This window comes from Methylobacterium indicum (assembly GCF_001043895.1).
In the GTDB taxonomy this organism is placed as follows: Bacteria; Pseudomonadota; Alphaproteobacteria; order Rhizobiales; family Beijerinckiaceae; genus Methylobacterium; species Methylobacterium indicum.
In genome coordinates this window covers 15,572-30,713 of the sequence record NZ_JTHF01000204.1, presented here as the reverse complement: position 1 = coordinate 30,713, position 15,142 = coordinate 15,572, and the positions used below count along the sequence as shown (strand labels likewise).

General features: G+C 72.2%; 16 protein-coding genes. 8 read left to right on the top strand and 8 right to left on the bottom strand.

The window, feature by feature from the left end; all coding sequences use genetic code 11:
- Window positions 1–57 precede the first annotated feature (57 nt).
- From fabZ to lpxB, 4 genes are read left to right on the top strand one after another with little or no spacing between them, the layout of a single operon-like run.
- Window positions 58–513: a 3-hydroxyacyl-ACP dehydratase FabZ gene (gene fabZ, locus QR78_RS22810; protein ID WP_420865479.1), complete on the top strand. Its 456-nt coding sequence runs from the start codon at window positions 58–60 to the stop codon at window positions 511–513.
- Entirely contained in the window at window positions 510–1,358 is an 849-nt protein-coding gene (gene lpxA, locus QR78_RS22805) for an acyl-ACP--UDP-N-acetylglucosamine O-acyltransferase (protein ID WP_048429870.1), read from the top strand. Before fabZ ends, lpxA begins: the two co-directional genes overlap by 4 nt.
- Window positions 1,358–2,260 (top strand): LpxI family protein, encoded by a 903-nt coding sequence (locus tag QR78_RS22800; RefSeq protein WP_048429869.1) that lies wholly within the window; start codon window positions 1,358–1,360, stop codon window positions 2,258–2,260. Before lpxA ends, QR78_RS22800 begins: the two co-directional genes overlap by 1 nt.
- Entirely contained in the window at window positions 2,257–3,444 is a 1,188-nt protein-coding gene (gene lpxB / locus QR78_RS22795) for a lipid-A-disaccharide synthase (protein ID WP_048429868.1), read from the top strand. The genes QR78_RS22800 and lpxB overlap by 4 nt, the downstream gene beginning before the upstream one ends.
- 4 nt (window positions 3,445–3,448) lie before the next feature.
- Here lpxB and QR78_RS22790 read toward each other — a convergent pair whose 3' ends face one another.
- Complete coding sequence (locus tag QR78_RS22790; protein WP_048429867.1) at window positions 3,449–4,558, bottom strand: aldo/keto reductase; 1,110 nt, start codon at window positions 4,556–4,558, stop codon at window positions 3,449–3,451.
- Between the two features lie 133 nt (window positions 4,559–4,691).
- On the opposite strand from QR78_RS22790, the gene QR78_RS22785 reads away from it, so the two are divergent.
- Window positions 4,692–5,579, top strand: a complete 888-nt coding sequence (locus QR78_RS22785) for a LysR family transcriptional regulator (RefSeq protein ID WP_048429866.1) — start codon at window positions 4,692–4,694, stop codon at window positions 5,577–5,579.
- 9 nt (window positions 5,580–5,588) lie between these two features.
- Here QR78_RS22785 and QR78_RS22780 read toward each other — a convergent pair whose 3' ends face one another.
- Complete coding sequence (locus QR78_RS22780; RefSeq protein WP_048429902.1) at window positions 5,589–6,116, bottom strand: peroxiredoxin; 528 nt, start codon at window positions 6,114–6,116, stop codon at window positions 5,589–5,591.
- 386 nt (window positions 6,117–6,502) lie between these two features.
- Between QR78_RS22780 and QR78_RS22775 the strand changes: the two genes are divergently transcribed.
- Entirely contained in the window at window positions 6,503–8,125 is a 1,623-nt protein-coding gene (locus QR78_RS22775; protein ID WP_082171810.1) for a hybrid sensor histidine kinase/response regulator, read from the top strand.
- Between the two features lie 73 nt (window positions 8,126–8,198).
- Here the strand turns inward: QR78_RS22775 and QR78_RS33120 are convergent, their stop codons facing one another.
- A complete protein-coding gene (locus QR78_RS33120) occupies window positions 8,199–9,050 on the bottom strand; it encodes a GNAT family N-acetyltransferase (protein ID WP_082171809.1) in 852 nt (283 codons plus the stop codon).
- 333 nt (window positions 9,051–9,383) lie between these two features.
- On the bottom strand, window positions 9,384–10,301 hold the full coding sequence (locus QR78_RS22765; RefSeq protein WP_048429865.1) for a hypothetical protein: 918 nt from the start codon (window positions 10,299–10,301) through the stop codon (window positions 9,384–9,386).
- A 333-nt stretch (window positions 10,302–10,634) separates the two neighbouring features.
- Between QR78_RS22765 and QR78_RS35075 the strand changes: the two genes are divergently transcribed.
- Window positions 10,635–10,799: a hypothetical protein gene (locus QR78_RS35075; protein ID WP_158004068.1), complete on the top strand. Its 165-nt coding sequence runs from the start codon at window positions 10,635–10,637 to the stop codon at window positions 10,797–10,799.
- Between the two features lie 123 nt (window positions 10,800–10,922).
- Here QR78_RS35075 and QR78_RS22760 read toward each other — a convergent pair whose 3' ends face one another.
- The 3 genes from QR78_RS22760 to QR78_RS22750 form a co-directional block, all read right to left on the bottom strand.
- On the bottom strand, window positions 10,923–11,474 hold the full coding sequence (locus QR78_RS22760) for a hypothetical protein (RefSeq protein WP_048429864.1): 552 nt from the start codon (window positions 11,472–11,474) through the stop codon (window positions 10,923–10,925).
- A 10-nt stretch (window positions 11,475–11,484) separates the two neighbouring features.
- The gene (locus tag QR78_RS22755) at window positions 11,485–12,657 is read right to left on the bottom strand and encodes a zinc-dependent alcohol dehydrogenase (RefSeq protein WP_048429863.1); all 1,173 of its coding nucleotides are present in this window, start codon (window positions 12,655–12,657) and stop codon (window positions 11,485–11,487) included.
- Window positions 12,658–12,867: 210 nt separating this feature from the next.
- The gene (locus QR78_RS22750) at window positions 12,868–13,785 is read right to left on the bottom strand and encodes a 50S ribosomal protein L11 methyltransferase (protein ID WP_048429899.1); all 918 of its coding nucleotides are present in this window, start codon (window positions 13,783–13,785) and stop codon (window positions 12,868–12,870) included.
- A 225-nt stretch (window positions 13,786–14,010) separates the two neighbouring features.
- Here QR78_RS22750 and QR78_RS22745 point away from each other — a divergent pair, with 225 nt between their 5' ends.
- Window positions 14,011–14,262, top strand: a complete 252-nt coding sequence (locus QR78_RS22745; RefSeq protein ID WP_048429862.1) for a hypothetical protein — start codon at window positions 14,011–14,013, stop codon at window positions 14,260–14,262.
- Between the two features lie 83 nt (window positions 14,263–14,345).
- Here the strand turns inward: QR78_RS22745 and QR78_RS22740 are convergent, their stop codons facing one another.
- Window positions 14,346–15,122: an SDR family oxidoreductase gene (locus QR78_RS22740; protein WP_048429898.1), complete on the bottom strand. Its 777-nt coding sequence runs from the start codon at window positions 15,120–15,122 to the stop codon at window positions 14,346–14,348.
- Window positions 15,123–15,142: the final 20 nt, after the last annotated feature.

The following is a 15,142-nucleotide window of genomic DNA, read 5'->3' as shown; positions in this document are numbered from 1 at the left end:
ACCGATGACCGGAGCGTCTCCGGGACCGCCACGAGGGAGCCAGACACCATGACCGAGATGCCTGCCGAGCTGGGCACGGCCGACATCCTGCGGGTGATGGAGCTTCTGCCCCACCGCTACCCGTTCCTGATGATCGACAAGATCGTCCAGATCGATCGGGACGAGAGCTGCATCGGCATCAAGAACGTCACGATCAACGAGCCGCACTTCACCGGCCACTTCCCGGCCGCCCCGGTCTTCCCGGGCGTGCTGCTGATCGAGGGCATGGCTCAGACTGCCGGCGCGATCTGCTGCGCCCACAAGCTCAAGGGCGACACCAAGCCGAGCAAGGTCTTCTTCATGACCATCGACAAGGCGAAGTTCCGCAAGCCGGTCGTGCCGGGCGACGTGGTCGAGTACCACATGCGCAAGACCAGCAATCGCCGCTTCATGTGGTGGTTCAAGGGCGAGGCCAAGGTCAACGGCGTGCTGGTGGCCGAGGCCGAGATCGGCGCGATGCTGGTGACCGAATGAGCGAGAGCCAGACGAGCGAGGCCCGGACGGCCGATCTGCCGGAGACCCGCATCCACCCGAGCGCGGTGGTCGAGGACGGCGCGGTGATCGGCGCCGGCGTCGAGATCGGGCCGTTCTGCCATGTCGGGCCGCAGGCCACGCTCGGCGACGGCGTCAAGCTCGTCAGCCACGTCGTCGTGGCCGGCCGCACCACGGTCGGCCCGCGCACCCGGATCTATCCCTTCGCCTCGATCGGCCACCCGCCGCAGGACCTGAAGTTCCGCGGCGAGGACTCGACCCTGACGATCGGCGCCGATTGCCAGATCCGCGAGGGCGTGACGATGAACCCCGGCACCGCCGGCGGCGGGCTGGCCACCACGGTCGGCGATTCCTGCGCGTTCCTCGCCAACAGCCATGTCGGCCACGATTGCCGGGTCGGCCACCACGTCGTGTTCTCCAACAACGTGATGCTGGCCGGCCATTGCCAGGTCGGCGACTACGCGATCCTCGGCGGCGGCGCGGCGGTGATCCAGTTCGCCCGGGTCGGCGCCCATTCCTTCGTGGGCGGGCTGTCGGGCCTCGAGAACGACCTGATTCCCTACGGCATGGCGGTGGGCAACCGCGCCCACCTGTCGGGGCTCAACATCATCGGGCTGCAGCGCCGCGGCTTCTCCCGCGAGGAGATCCACGCGCTGCGCAAGGCCTACCGGCTGCTCTTCGCCCTCGAAGGCACCCTGATGGAGCGGGTCGAGGACGTGGCGGCGGAGTTCGACCAGCACCCGATCGTGCAGGAGATCCTGGCCTTCATCCGCGAGGGCGGCAAGCGCTCGGTCTGCACGCCGCGCGAGGCACCGGGCCCGGCGTGATGGCCGCCGCGGCGGCCCACGCCGATCGCTCTCCCGCTCCGCAGGCGGCCGGGCCGGTCGCCATCGTGGCCGGGGCCGGCCGGCTGCCGCTCCTCATCGCCGCCGCCCTGGATGCGGTCGGGCGTCCCTGCCGCGTGCTGGCGATCCGGGGCTTCGCCGATCCGGCGACCCGGCGGCGGGCCGACGCCACGGTCGACCTCCTCGACGTGCGCGGCGCCCTCGACATCCTCTGCGGCTGGCATCCGGCCGGCGTGACGCTCGCCGGCGCGGTGGCGCGGCCGAGCCCCGCCGCCCTCCTCAACACGCTCGCGGCCTACCGCAACCGCGAGACCCTGCGCTCGCTCGCTTCCGGCGGCGACGACCACCTCCTGCGCGGCGTGCTGGCTCTGCTGGAGGAGCACGGCCTGCAGGTGCTCGGCGTGCGCGACCTCGCCCCCGGGCTGATGGCACCGGTCGGCCGCCTCGGGGCGCTGGGGCCGGACGCGGCGGCGGAGGCCTCGGTGGCGGCCGGGCGGGCGCTGCTCGCCAGCCTCTCCCCGCACGATGTCGGCCAGGCCGCGGTCGTGGCGAGCCGGCGGGTCCTGGCGGTCGAGGGGCCGGAGGGGACCGACCGCATGCTCGACCGCGCGAGGGCGCTCTCCCGCCGCCCCTTCGGCCTCGGTCGCGCCCCCGCCGCGATGGTGCTGGTGAAGCGCGCCAAGGACGGCCAGGACCTCCGGGTCGACCTGCCGGCGATCGGTCCGCGCACGGTGAAGCGGGCGGCGCAGGCCGGCTGCATCGGCATCGCGGTCGGGGCCGGCGACACCCTGGTGCTCGACCGCGCCGAGACCGCGGCGCTCGCCGACCGGCTCGGCCTCTTCCTCCTCGGCCTGCCGCCCGATCCTCCGGAGCCTGCCCCTTGAGCGACACGGCCCCGACCGGGCGTCCCCTCACGATCTGGCTGGTGGCGGGCGAGGAATCCGGCGACCAGCTCGGCGCCAAGCTGATCCGCTCGCTCCACGCCCTCTCCGACCGGCCGCTGGCGCTCGCCGGCGTCGGCGGCGACGCCATGGCGGCGGAGGGCATGGCCTCCCTCTTTCCGCTCGAGGACGTGGCGGTGATCGGCTACCTCGCGGTGGCCGCCCGCATCCGCCTCCTGATGCGGCGCATCCGCCAGACCGTGCAGGCCTGCGTGGCGGCGCGTCCCGACGTGCTCGTCATCATCGACAGCCCGGGCTTCACCCACGCGGTGGCGAGCCGGGTGCGCCGGCAGCTGCCCGGCCTGCCCGTGGTCGATTACGTCAGTCCGAGCGTGTGGGCGTGGCGGCCGTGGCGCGCCAAGACCATGCGCGGCTACATCGACCACGTGCTCGCCCTGCTCCCGTTCGAGCCCGACGCGCATCGCCGCCTCGGCGGGCCGACCTGCACCTATGTCGGCCACCCGCTGATCGAGCGGCTCGGCGAGTTGCGCCCGGGCTCGGCGGAGCGGGAGGCACGCCGAGGCCCCGAACCGGTCCTGGCGGTTCTGCCGGGCTCGCGCCGCAGCGAGATCGAGCGCCTGATGCCGATCTTCGGTGCCGCCCTCGCCAAGGTGCAGGCGCAGGGCCACCCGTTCACGGTCGAATTGCCGGCGGTGGCGCGCCACCGCGCCCTGATCGCGCGTCTCGCGGCCTCCTGGACGGTGCGTCCGCGGCTGATCGACGGCGAGGCCGACAAGCTCGCGACCTTCCGGCGGGCCCGCGCGGCGCTGGCGGCGTCGGGCACGGTGACGCTCGAACTGGCGCTCGCCGGCGTGCCGATGGTGGTGGCCTATCAGGTGCCGAAGATCGAGGAGGTGATCGTCCGCCGCCTGATCCAGGTGCCGACGATCGTCCTGCCGAACCTGATCCTGGGCGAGAACGCGATCCCCGAGCTGATCCAGGCCGAATGCACCCCCGAGCGCCTGGCGGCGGCGCTCGCGCCCCTCCTGCCCGAGGGCCCGGCCCGGGCGGCGCAGGAGGCGGCGCTCGCCCGCCTCGACGCGACGATGCGGCTGCCCGACGGCGACGAGCCGAGCCGCAGCGCCGCCCGCATCGTGCTGGCGGCGGGCAAAGGCGCGGCGGCCTGAGCCGCTACTCGCCCCAGCCGCGGACGTCCGCGCCGCCGAACACGACCCGGTTGCGCAGGGGCGGCCGCGACAGGCCGGAGAGCATCGGCCCGCCGCCGCTCGCCGCATCGAGCGCCGCCAGGTGCTCGGGCGAGAGCGTGATGTCGAGCGCGGCGGCATTGTCGCCGACCTGCCCGGCCCGGCTCACCCCCATCAGGGTCGAGGCGATGCCGGGCCGTCCGACCACCCAGGCGAGCGCGATCCGGGCCGGCGTCTCCCCGGCCTCGGCGGCGACGCGCTTCACCGCATCGACGATGTCCCAGTTGCGTGCGGTGAACAGGCGGTCGCCGAAGGGATTGTCGCCGTCGAGACGCTTGTCGTCGGCCGGGCGAACGGCACCGTCCGTCGCGGCCTCGTTCGGCACGCCGTCCCGGCGCCGCGGGCCGGCCTCGACCGCGGCACGGTCGTACTTGCCGGTCAGGAGCCCGTAGGCGAGCGGGCTCCACGGCACCAGGCCGAGGCCGGCGGACCGGGCGAAGGGCAGGTGCTCCCGCTCCGCCCCGCGCTCCACCAGGGCGTAGAATTCCTGAAGCCCGACCGGCATCGGCCGGCCGCGCAGCCGCGCCAGGGTGGCGATCTCGGCCGCGTACCAGGCCGGCGTGTTGGACAGGCCCCAATAGCGGATCTTGCCGGCCCGGATCAGCGCCGTCATCGTCTCCAAAAGTTCCTCCGCCGGGGTGATCCCGTCCCAGACGTGGACCCAGTAGAGGTCGACGAAATCGGTGCGCAGCCGCGCCAGCGAGCGGTCGAGGGCGGCGCGGACGTGGCGTGCGCCGTTGCCGCCCTCGTGCGGGCCCCGCCCGGTCGCGAAGCCGGATTTCGTGGCGATCACCAGGCGGTCGCGCAGGCCGCCCTCGGCGACGAACCGGCCCACCATCTCCTCCGACCGGCCGCCGGCATAGACGTCGGCCGTGTCGATGAAATTGCCGCCGAGGGCGACGTAGCGGTCGAACACCGCGCGGCTGCCGGCCTCGTCGAGGCCCCAGCGCCGGGTGCCGAAGGTCATGGTGCCGAGCGCGAGCGGGCTGACCAGCAGCCCGGAGCGGCCGAGGGCGCGGAGCGCGTGGAGATCCATGGCAAAGGGTCCTGTCTCGTCGGAGCGAGGGAATCCGAGGACTCGTCCCTCGGAGGCTGTCCCGGAGATGGACCGGGGGCGGACCGCGGATTAGACCGGGCAGGCCGCACGGGTTGCTGAAGGATTCTCAGCAGTGGATCGTGATCTCTGGTCCGGGCTCGCCGTCTTCGCGGCCATCGTCGAGGCCGGCAGCTTCGCCCGGGCCGCGATCCGGCTCGGCCTCTCGGCTTCCGCGCTCAGCCATGCGATGCGGAGCCTCGAAGCCAAGCTCGGCGTCCGGCTGCTCGACCGGACCACCCGCTCGCTGGCGCCGACGCAGGCCGGCGCGGACCTGCTGCTGAGCCTGCGCCCCGCCCTGGCCTCCGTCGAGGAGGCGCTCGGCGGCCTGGACGCCGCCCGCGCCCGGCCCGCCGGCCGCATCCGGGTCAATGCGCACCGCATGGCGGCCGTGCACGTCGTGCTGCCGCGCCTGCCCGCCTTCGCGGCGGCCTGCCCGGACGTCTCGGTCGAGCTCGTCGTCGACGACGGCCTGATCGACATCGTGGCGGAGCGGTTCGATTGCGGGATCCGGCATGAGGTCGAGCTGCAGCGCGACATGATCGCGGTCCGCGTCAGCGGGGCCGTGCCGCTCGTCTTCGTGGCGGCCCCGGCCTACCTCGCGGCCCACGGCGGGGTGCGGGAGCCGGACGATCTCGGCCGGCATCGCTGCCTGTGCTACCGCTACACCTCGTCGGGCACGATCCACTTCTGGGAGTTCGTGCGGGACGGGCACCGGTTCGAGCGGGTTGTGCCCGGCGCCTTCGTCACCAACGACGTCGAGCTGATGCGGGATGCCGCGCTCGCGGGCCTCGGCGTCGCCTGCCTGCCGCGCGCCTGCGTCGAGGGCGGCATCGCGACGGGTTCGCTCGTCGAGGTGCTGGCCGGGTGGGCGCCGGTCCTGCCGCCCAACCACCTCTACTATCCGAGCCGGCGCCAGCCCAGCGCGGCGTTCCGGGCCTTCGTGGAGGCGCTGCGGGCCTGACCCGTCGCCTTACCGGCTCCTCAGGTAATCGAGCATCGTCCCGGCATCCGAGACCGTCAGGCCGACGCCCGGCGGGTCGTCGCGAAATCCCGGCTCGACGAACATCTTGGCGATCCTGCCGTCCTCGACATGCATCGCGTAGCGCCAGCTGCGCATCCCCATGCCCTGGCGGCCGCGCTTGACCAGCATGCCCATCTGCCGCGTGAAGTCGGCATTGCCGTCGGGCAGCATGAACACCTTCTCGATGCCCTTGGACCGTGCCCACTGGAACATCACGAAGGCGTCGTTGACCGACAGGCAGACCACCTGATCGATGCCGAGCGCGGCGAAATCGTCGGCATGCTGCTCGTAGCCGGGCAGGTGGTCGTCCGAGCAGGCCGGCGTGAAGGCGCCGGGGAGAGCGAACAGCACGACGTTGCGGCCGCCGAACACCTCGGTGGAGGTGAGGTCCTTCCACTCGAACGGGTTGGGCCCGCCGAGGGCGTCGTTCCTGACGCGGGTGTGGAAGGTCACGTCCGGGACGGTGGCGGGCGGCATCGGAACCTCGCGGGCGAACATCGTGGACGACAGAAATGGGCACGGCGAGTCTAGCCTCGGGACCGGTCGGGCGTCACGTCGAAATCACTCCATCGCCCGTGTCGGACCGGGGGCCGGTTGCGACCCCGACCATCGGGCATCGCCGACGGCGGCACAGGTGAGCCGCCTTGCTGGTCGGTATCCGCCGAAGGTGAGAGCCGCGCCGTCCACCGTCGCCGACTCGATCCGGATCGTTCCACGAAGATGCCGCGACAAAGACGCGCTCCGGGAAGTCGTGCACTATCCTTTGGGGCCGGTTGATATCCTGCCCCGACGCCTATCTGTTCGGCGGTGATGGAGGCCTGACCGCGTGTCGCGTGGCTCAGCCGGCGACGAGGAGGCCTCGGGTGGTGGACATATCGGAGAAGCCGGATCTCGGCGGCCTCGGGCCCGCCGTCACCTCGCGCGGGCCGCGGGCCGTCACCGACACGCATTCGGACATCTTCTTCGCCGCCGTCGAGACGACGCGGATGCCGATGATCGTGACCGACCCGCACCAGCCGGACAACCCGATCGTCTTCGCCAACCAGGCCTTCCTGCGCATGACCGGTTACACGCCGGACGAGCTGGTCGGCACCAATTGCCGCTTCCTGCAGGGTCCGGAGACCGACCGCGAGACGGTGGCGGAGGTGCGCCGCGCCATCGCCGAGCGCAAGGAACTCGCCACCGAGATCCTGAACTACCGCAAGGACGGCTCGACCTTCTGGAACGCGCTGTTCATCTCGCCGGTCTACGACAAGAAGGGCGAGCTGGTCTATTTCTTCGGCTCGCAGCTCGACGTGTCGCGCCGGCGCGACGCCGAGCTGGCGCTGCACCAGGCCCAGAAGATGGAGGCGCTGGGCCAGCTCACCGGCGGCATCGCGCACGACTTCAACAACCTGCTCCAGGTGATCAGCGGCTACACCGACGTGGTGCTGGCGCTCGCCGAGCATCCGACGATCGACGTGAACCGGCTGCTCGGCGCCGGGGCGGCGATCCGCGCCGCGACCGACCGTGCGGCCCGCCTCACCCACCAGCTCCTCGCCTTCGCCCGCAAGCAGCGCCTCGACGGGCGGGCGCTCAACCTCAACAACCTCGTGCGCGGCATGAACGAGATCACCGGGCGCACGCTCGGCGATCACGTCGTCATGCGCACCGACCTCTCGCCCGAGCTCTGGAACTGCCGCATCGACCCGACGCAGGCCGAGGTCGCGCTGCTCAACGTGCTGCTCAACGCCCGCGACGCGATGCCGGGCGGCGGCACCGTGACGATCAAGACCGAGAACCTGACCATCGACGACGAGATGGGCCTGCTGCTGATGGTGCGGCCGGGCCCCTACGCGGTGGTGCAGGTGCAGGATACCGGCCTCGGCATGCCGGCGGAGATCCTGGCCCGGGTGATGGAGCCGTTCTTCACCACCAAGGAGGAGGGCCGCGGCACGGGGTTGGGCCTCGCCATGGTGTACGGCTTCGCCAAGCAGTCCGGCGGCACGGTGCGGATCACCTCCGAGGTCGGCCGCGGCACCACCGTGCGGCTGCTCTTCCCCGCCACCGACCAGGTCGTCGCCGCCGAGCGCCGCCCGGCGCCGCGGGCCGCCGACCGCACCGGCACCGAGACGATCCTGGTCGTCGACGACCGGCCGGACGTCGCCGACACCGCCAGGGTGATCCTGGAGGATTTCGGCTACACGGTGCTCGTCGCTCACGACGCCCGGCAGGCCCTCGACCTCCTCGACGAGAGCGACAAGGTCGATCTCCTGTTCTCCGACCTGATCATGCCCGGGGGCATGAACGGCGTGCTCCTCGCCCGCGCCGCCCGCGAGCGCCAGCCGCGGATCCGGGTGCTGCTCACCACAGGCTACGCCGAGGCCTCGATCGAGCGGACCGATGCCGGCGGCAGCGAGTTCGAGATCCTGAACAAGCCCTATCGCCGGATGGAGCTGGCGCGGCGCGTGCGGCTGACACTCGACGGGCCGACGGGGGTGGGGTAGGCGCCGCCCCTCCCCGGCCGGGATCGGGCCCGGCGTCTCCGCCCGTCAGAGCGTGTTGGTCAAAGCGTCTCGGTCAGAGCGTTTTGGCGAGATACACCCCGACGCCGCCCCGGAACGGCTCCTCGCGCTCGATCACGAAGCCCGCCCGCCGGTAGAAGTCGACGTTGCGGCCAAACGCCTGATTCGTCGCGAGCCTGATGGCCGGGTGCCCGAGGGCCCGGGCGATCTCCTCGGCCCGCTGCAGCATCCAGCGCCCGAGCCCCCGGCCCTGCTGAGCCGGATCGACCGCCAGGTTCTCGATCCAGAGATGATCGGCCCGCGGGATCGTCTCGATCAGTGCCAGGAGCGCGCCGTCCCGTTCCAGGAGGTCGACGCGATGCAGGCGGACCGCCCGTTCGTAATCCGCCGTCATCGGCACCGGCTCGCGGCCGATGACGGGCACCCACCGGGCATAGGCCTCCCGCACCAGCGCGGTGATCCGCGGCACGTCCGCCTTCGTGGCGGGACGCAGGGTGCCGATCGCCCACTCCGCCGCCTCGATCGCCGTCACCTCGATCTCGACCAGGGCATCCGGGCGCGCCAGGCCCGCGACCACGACGACCGTGACGGCGGCGGGCGTCTCGGACGCCCAGCGCGCCCGGCGGGCCTGCCCGAGGGCCGGCAGATCACCGCTCTGCGTCAGGAAGAATGTCGCCTTGGCGACGTCCGGCAGCCCCAGTCCGGCAGCCGCCAGCAGCGCCTCGACGTTGGTCATCGCCTGATCGAGCTGTCCCGCGAAATCCTCGTGCATCCGGCCGTCCGGTGCGACCCCGAACTGACCGGAGACGAAGAGCGTGCGGCCCGCCGGTACCGCGCGGGCATGGGTGTAGATCGTGCGGAACGGCTCGGGCACGGCCCAGACGGTCGGAGGGTCGATGGTCGTCACAGAGGTTACGCCTTGGCTTGGCCCCGGCCCCGACGATCGGGCTCCACCGCACGGGGCACAGGTGAGGCCCCGCCGCGTCCACGGCCGCGAGGCTCGGGAGGACGCGATCCGGTATGGGTGCCAGCGAGCGGCAAAGGGCCGCTCGAGCTGGCGAGGAGCTACACGCCCCCGTCCCGCCGACCGCGTCGGACGCGGCGTCGGCCTCGGACGGCCAGGGTCGGGCAGGTCGGGCTCATGCGATGACGCTAGGAGAGATTTTTTGCGCAGGCAATCGAAACCTTGTCGCGGGACATGCGGGCCTGAAAAAAAACGTGGGCGCGGCCCCCTCCGCCGTCAGAAGCTGTAGCCGACGCGCAGGCGCATCTGGTGCCGGTCGAAGCTCGACAGGTCGAGGGCCCCCGGCTCGTCCACCGCCCGCCCGGCGACCTGAACGTTCCAGGCGACCGAGGCCCAGGCCCGCGGCGAGAGGGTCATATACAGCGTGGGCCCGAGATAGATCGCCTCGCCGACGAGCCGGTCGAGCGCCGGGCCGTCGTAGGTCCGGGCGTGGCGCATCTCGGCACCGGCGAAGAGGCCGGGCCGGACCTGATAGGACAAGGCCCCGGCGGCCTCGAACCCCGATGCGAGGGCCTGCCCGCCCGGGACGGCGGGTCGCGTCGAGGAGACCGCGAAGCCCAGATTGACCGCCGCGACCAGCGTGCCGGGGATCAGCTCCCGGTCGGCGAGCAGGCCGACATCGGTGCCGAAGCTGCGGGCCGGTGCGCCCGTTCCGCCATCGACGGTGCCGTAGGCGGGCACGATGCCGAGCGTCAGGCCGAACGGCGCGGTGCGCCGGTCCAGGAGGCGCAGGCGGGTCTCGAGAAATCCGCCATTGAACCCGCCGGTGGTCCGGACCGGAGTGCCGGGCGTCCCGATATCGTAGGCGTTGAAGGTGATCCCGGGGGCGAGGCGGAAATCCGCCGTCAGCGGCACCTTCACGGCGAGCCCGCTGTCGATGGCGAGGAAGCGGCCGAGGCGCCGGCCGAGCCGTCCGCTCGTCTCACATTCGAGTTCCGCCTCGCCCGGTACGCCGAGGTCGCTGCCTTCGGTGAAGCCGAACAGGTGCTCGCTGTCGAGGTCGCCGGGGGTCAGGTTCTCGGCGGCGGTGGGCAGGGATTGTGCCCGCGCGGGCGGGGCCCCCTGCCCGATCGCCAGACAGGCCAAGACGGCACCGGTGGCGCGGGGTGCGAACGACGGACGGGGAAAGCGCATCGCCAAAGCTCATTATTATAGCTAATGCTATAATTGATAGGCGTAGCCAATCCGCGCGTCAACGGACGATCGGGGGAGGTCGCGGCGATGGGAGCGGGGACCGGCCTTGCCGGATCGCGCAGGCGAGACAGGCTTTAGGGCGGCACCGCCTCGGGCCGTCGTCGCTCGCGCTTCGTCAGGATCCGTCCAGTCCCCTGCGACATCGCGCGGGCATCGACGGAATGTCGCGCGCCGCCCACGGCAGTCACGCGATTCGATCAGGAACCCGATCCCCGATCATATGTTATCGAAACACTCACGGCGGTACGCCGCATAGACTGTGGAGATACGCAGATGGCGGATAAGAAGCAGCAGTCTCAGTCGCACAATACTGATGATACCACTCGCCACAACCACAAGAATCCCGATGCGCCGAACCAGGGCACCGTCCAGCACTCGGATGACGGCCGCCTGAAGGAGAACCGCGACAAGGGCATCCATCGCGGCGACAAGGAGTAGTCGCCCCTCGCCTCCCGTCGGTCGCAGCCGCGATGGGCAAGCGGCCGACGGGGAATTGAGAGATCACGGGATCTCCGGCTTCGAACCGGAGCGAGAGGGCCGCCGCGAGGCGGCCCTCTCTCGTTACGCGTCCGCCGGGCGGCCGTCGCGCCAGGGGCGCAGCGGGCCGGGGATGCGGAAGTCCCGCGGGACCGCGAAGTCGCGGGCAGCGCCGCGCGCGGCGGAGAGGCCGCCGGGGAAGCCGCTGCGGTGGTGGTACTCGTAGGTCCCGGGCGGCGGCAGCCGCTTGTCGGCCGTCAGCCCCTGGACGCAGACGATGTCGGCGAGCGTCACCCCGGCCACCGCCGCGGTGGCCAGCGCCAGGGTGCCGGCGCGGGGATTGTCGTCCTCGAAACCGGTCGCCAGGGTGGCGAGATCGAGGGCGTCGCCTGCGACCCGTCCCCAGATCCACGGCGTCGGATCGTGGCTCATCAGGATCGCCGCGCCGGTGGCGACCTCGCGGGCGCCGTAGGCCTGGATCAGGGCCTCGCGGCCCTCCATCCCGAGCGCCCGGCACAGGGCCCGGGGCGCCAGGATCTCGGCGAGGCCAAGGCCGATCGAGAACCAGCCGAGGCCGCGGGCGAGGGTGTCGTGCGCCGAGCGGGCGCGGGGGTTCACCGTGCGCTTCATGCTCATGGCCGGGTCCTCACGGCTTGATCACCACCTTGATGCAGCCGTCCTGCTTGTCGCGGAACGTGCGGTACATCTCCGGCCCCTGCTCCAGGCCGACCGTGTGGGTGATGACGAAGGACGGGTCGATCTGCCCCTCCTCGATCCGCCGCAGGAGGTCGTCGGTCCAGCGATTGACGTGGGTCTGGCCCATGCGGAAGGTCAGGCCCTTGTTCATCGCCGCGCCGAACGGCACCTTGTCGATCAGGCCGCCATAGACGCCGGGAATCGACAGCACGCCGGCCGGGCGGCAGGCCATGATCATCTGGCGCAGCACGTGCGGCCGGTCGCTCTCCAGCATCACCGCCTGCTTGGCGCGGTCGTAGATCGCGTCGAGCGAGGTGGTGGCGTGCGCCTCCATCCCGACCGAATCGATGCACTTCTCCGGCCCCTTGCCGTTCGTCATGTCGTTGAGCTTGGCGACGACGTTCGATTCCGCATCGAGGTCGATCGTCTCGGCGCCGCCGGCCCGGGCCATGGTCAGGCGCTCGGGCACCCGGTCGATGGCGATGACGCGCTTGGCCCCGAGCAGGATCGCGGAGCGGATCGCCATCTGGCCGACCGGGCCGCAGCCCCAGATCGCCACCGTGTCCTCCGGCTGGATGTCGCACTGCACCGCCGCCTGCCAGCCGGTCGGGAAGATGTCGGAGAGAAACAGCAGCCTCTCGTCCGGGATGCCGCCCGGCACCTTGATGTGGGTCGCGTCGGCGAAGGGCACCCGCAGGTACTCGGCCTGGCCGCCGGCATAGCCGCCGGTGAGGTGGGTGTAGCCGAACAGGCCCGCGGTAGTGTGGCCGAAGGCGGCCTCGGCGAGCTTGGCGTTGCGGTTGGTGCGCTCGCAGACCGAGAAGTTGCCGCGCTTGCACTGGTCGCACTGGCCGCAGATGATCGTGAACGGCACGACGATCCGGTCGCCGACCTTGAGCGCCTTGTTGTCCCGCCCGACCTCGACCACCTCGCCCATGGTCTCGTGGCCCATGATGTCGCCCGACTTCATGCCCGGCATGAAGTGGTCGTAGAGGTGCAGGTCGGAGCCGCAGATGGCGCAGGCGGTGACCTTGATGATCGCGTCGCGCCCGTCCTCGATCGTCGGATCGGGGACGGTGTCGCACCGGATATCCGCGGTGCCGTGCCAGACGAGGGCCTTCATGGCTGATCGGTCTCCGAGGCGCGTGCCGCGGAGAGGCCGGGATTGGCGGTCCGCGCACGGGCCGCCCCGGCTCAGGTACATATACCCCCTACCGGTAAGCGGCGATGCCCGGACAACCGATCAGGGGTGGGCCTGTTCCTTGAACGGCCCGCGGGATTCCCGTCGTCGGGTCAGCGAGAGGTTCGGAATCCGGGCTCGGGCAGCCCGGCCTCAGCGCGGCCGGGGCGCCGCGCCGCCGCGGCGCAGCTCCAGGGTGGCCCAGCCCTCGATCAGGCGGCGCCGGCGCAGGCGGAAGCCTTGCGCCGCGTAGGCCGAGAGCACGCCCGGCACGTCGCGGGGAATCAAGCCCGAGAGGACCAGCGTACCGTCCGTCGCCACCGCGCGGGCGAGGCTGGGGGCGAGGCCGCGCAGCGGCCGGGCCAGGATGTTGGCGAAGACGAGGTCGTAGCCGCGGGCGACGCGGGCGAGCGGGTGGCGCAGGCCCGGCGCCTCGTAGAACGCCATCAGGTTGGCCATGCCGTTGAAGGCGGCGTTGGTGCGGGCAGTGGCCACCGCCTCCGGGTCGAGGTCGCCGGCGATGACGCGGGTGTGCAGCAGGCGCGCGGCGGCGAGCCCCAGGATGCCGGTGCCGGTGCCGACGTCGAGGACGCGGTGGGGCCGGCGGCGCTTCACCTCGTCGACGAGGGCGAGGAGGCAGCCGAGCGTGGTGCCGTGGTGGCCGGTGCCGAAGGCGAGCGCCGCCTCGATCTCGATGGGCAGGTCGTTGGGCTGCACCCGGCCGCGGTCATGCGAGCCGTGGACCAGGATGCGGCCGGCGCGCACGGGCTTCAGCCCTTCCAGGGAGGCGCGGACCCAGTCCTGCTGGTCGATCGCCGCGAAGACCGCCTCGTCGGCGGCGTCGCCGAGGATCGGGCGGATCAGCTCGCGCACCGCCTCCTCGTCGGGCTCCTCGGAAAAATAGGCTTCGAGGTGCCAGGTCTTGCCGTCCTCGGCCTCGAAGGCGGCGACGGCCGTCTCGGTCGGGTCGAAGACCTCGCCGATCAGGTCGGTCATGGCGCGGGCCGCGCGCTCGCTCGTATCGAGACGGAGCACGTGGGTCGGGCGGTGGGGCGGCAGGCCTTCGAGCATGCCCGCGCCCATAGCATCCGCGCCGGCCGCCGTCACCGCCCCGTCACGCCCCTCCGGCATGACGGCGCTGCAGCCGGACCCCCGGCCGCCCCGGCCCGGTGTGGCGTCGACGACACAGCCGCCCTGCCCCTGCGGAAGATCCGCATCTTCCGACGGAACCGCGGCAGCGGGTCGACGTTCATAGCGGCGCCGGTCGCCAGAAGCCGGCCGTCGAAGGATCGTGCGATGCGTACCCGACTCCGCGAGCAGGTCGAGCCGGAAGTTTCCGCCGAGACCGCTCAAGCCCCCGCCCGGCTCGTCCCCTCACGGGATGCCTACGGACGGGATGCTGCCCCCTGGCGCCGCGCGGCGCCGCTCACCGCCGAGGATACGGCCCTGCCGGGCCGCATGCTCATGCTGCTCAGCCGGCTCCACCGGAGCGAGCTCGAGCTGAAGGCGCAAGCCGAGCAGGCCGACGCCGCCGGCCGGGGTGCCTGACCTGGATCACCTCCCGCAGGCCCCGGGCGACCGCGCGACGGTCACCCGGGGCCCGCGCGGCAAAGCCGCGTGAGGCCCGGCCGTCAGGCGCCGAGGCGCGAGCCCAGCCGGGCATCCGGGACGTAGCCGCGGTTCCAGGTCGGGCTGATCACCACCTCGTTGAGGCAGACGTGGCGCGGGCGCGTCGCCACGAACAGGATCAGCGCCGCCATGTCGTCGGGCTGGAGCATGCGGGCGCGGTCCTCGGGCGTCACCGGTACCGGGCGCTTGTCGAGGATCGGGGTCGCGACCTCGGCCGGGCACAGAACCGTCGAGCGGATGCCGTTGACGCATTCCTCCATGTTGATGCTGTGGCTCATCGCCACCACGGCGTGCTTGGCCGCCGTGTAGGCGGGCCCGCTCACCGGGCTGACGAAGCGCCCGGCCCAGGAGGCGGTGTGGATCAGCACGCCGTCGCCCTGCCGGCGCATCAGCGGCAGCACCGCGAGCGAGGCGTAGAAGGCGCTCGACAGGTTGGCGGCGATCACGTCCTGCGCGCCCTCCGGCGACAGGGCATCCCAGCGCCGCTCGCGCACGTTGCTGCCGGCATTGCTCACCAGCACGTCGATGCGACCGAAGCGCCGCTCGATGCTGCCGACGATGGCGCCGACCCGGCTCGCGTCGGTCACGTCGCCGACCTCGACCTCCGCTTCGCCGCCCTCGGCGACGATCCGTGCCGCGAGGGCCCGCAGCGGCTCCTCCCGGCGGCCGGTGAGCACCACCCGGGCGCCCGCCCCTGCGAGGGCCAGGGCCGCCGCCTCGCCGATGCCGCTGCCCGCGCCCGTCACCCAGGCGATCTTTTCCGCGAGCGGCTTGGTCACGTGTCGGTCCGTCATGTCGG

Excerpts from the sequence above, each read along its gene's own strand:
- lpxA (WP_048429870.1), top strand. The coding sequence starts at position 510 with ATGAGCGAGAGCCAGACGAGCGAGGCCCGGACGGCCGATCTGCCGGAG.
- QR78_RS22800 (WP_048429869.1), top strand. The coding sequence starts at position 1,358 with ATGGCCGCCGCGGCGGCCCACGCCGATCGCTCTCCCGCTCCGCAGGCG.
- QR78_RS22755 (WP_048429863.1), bottom strand. The coding sequence starts at position 12,657 with ATGAAGGCCCTCGTCTGGCACGGCACCGCGGATATCCGGTGCGACACC.
- QR78_RS22760 (WP_048429864.1), bottom strand. The coding sequence starts at position 11,474 with ATGAGCATGAAGCGCACGGTGAACCCCCGCGCCCGCTCGGCGCACGAC.
- QR78_RS22765 (WP_048429865.1), bottom strand. The coding sequence starts at position 10,301 with ATGCGCTTTCCCCGTCCGTCGTTCGCACCCCGCGCCACCGGTGCCGTC.
- QR78_RS22790 (WP_048429867.1), bottom strand. The coding sequence starts at position 4,558 with ATGGATCTCCACGCGCTCCGCGCCCTCGGCCGCTCCGGGCTGCTGGTC.
- QR78_RS22745 (WP_048429862.1), top strand. The coding sequence starts at position 14,011 with ATGCGTACCCGACTCCGCGAGCAGGTCGAGCCGGAAGTTTCCGCCGAG.
- fabZ (WP_420865479.1), top strand. The coding sequence starts at position 58 with ATGCCTGCCGAGCTGGGCACGGCCGACATCCTGCGGGTGATGGAGCTT.
- QR78_RS35075 (WP_158004068.1), top strand. The coding sequence starts at position 10,635 with ATGGCGGATAAGAAGCAGCAGTCTCAGTCGCACAATACTGATGATACC.
- QR78_RS22780 (WP_048429902.1), bottom strand. The coding sequence starts at position 6,116 with ATGCCGCCCGCCACCGTCCCGGACGTGACCTTCCACACCCGCGTCAGG.
- QR78_RS22750 (WP_048429899.1), bottom strand. The coding sequence starts at position 13,785 with ATGCTCGAAGGCCTGCCGCCCCACCGCCCGACCCACGTGCTCCGTCTC.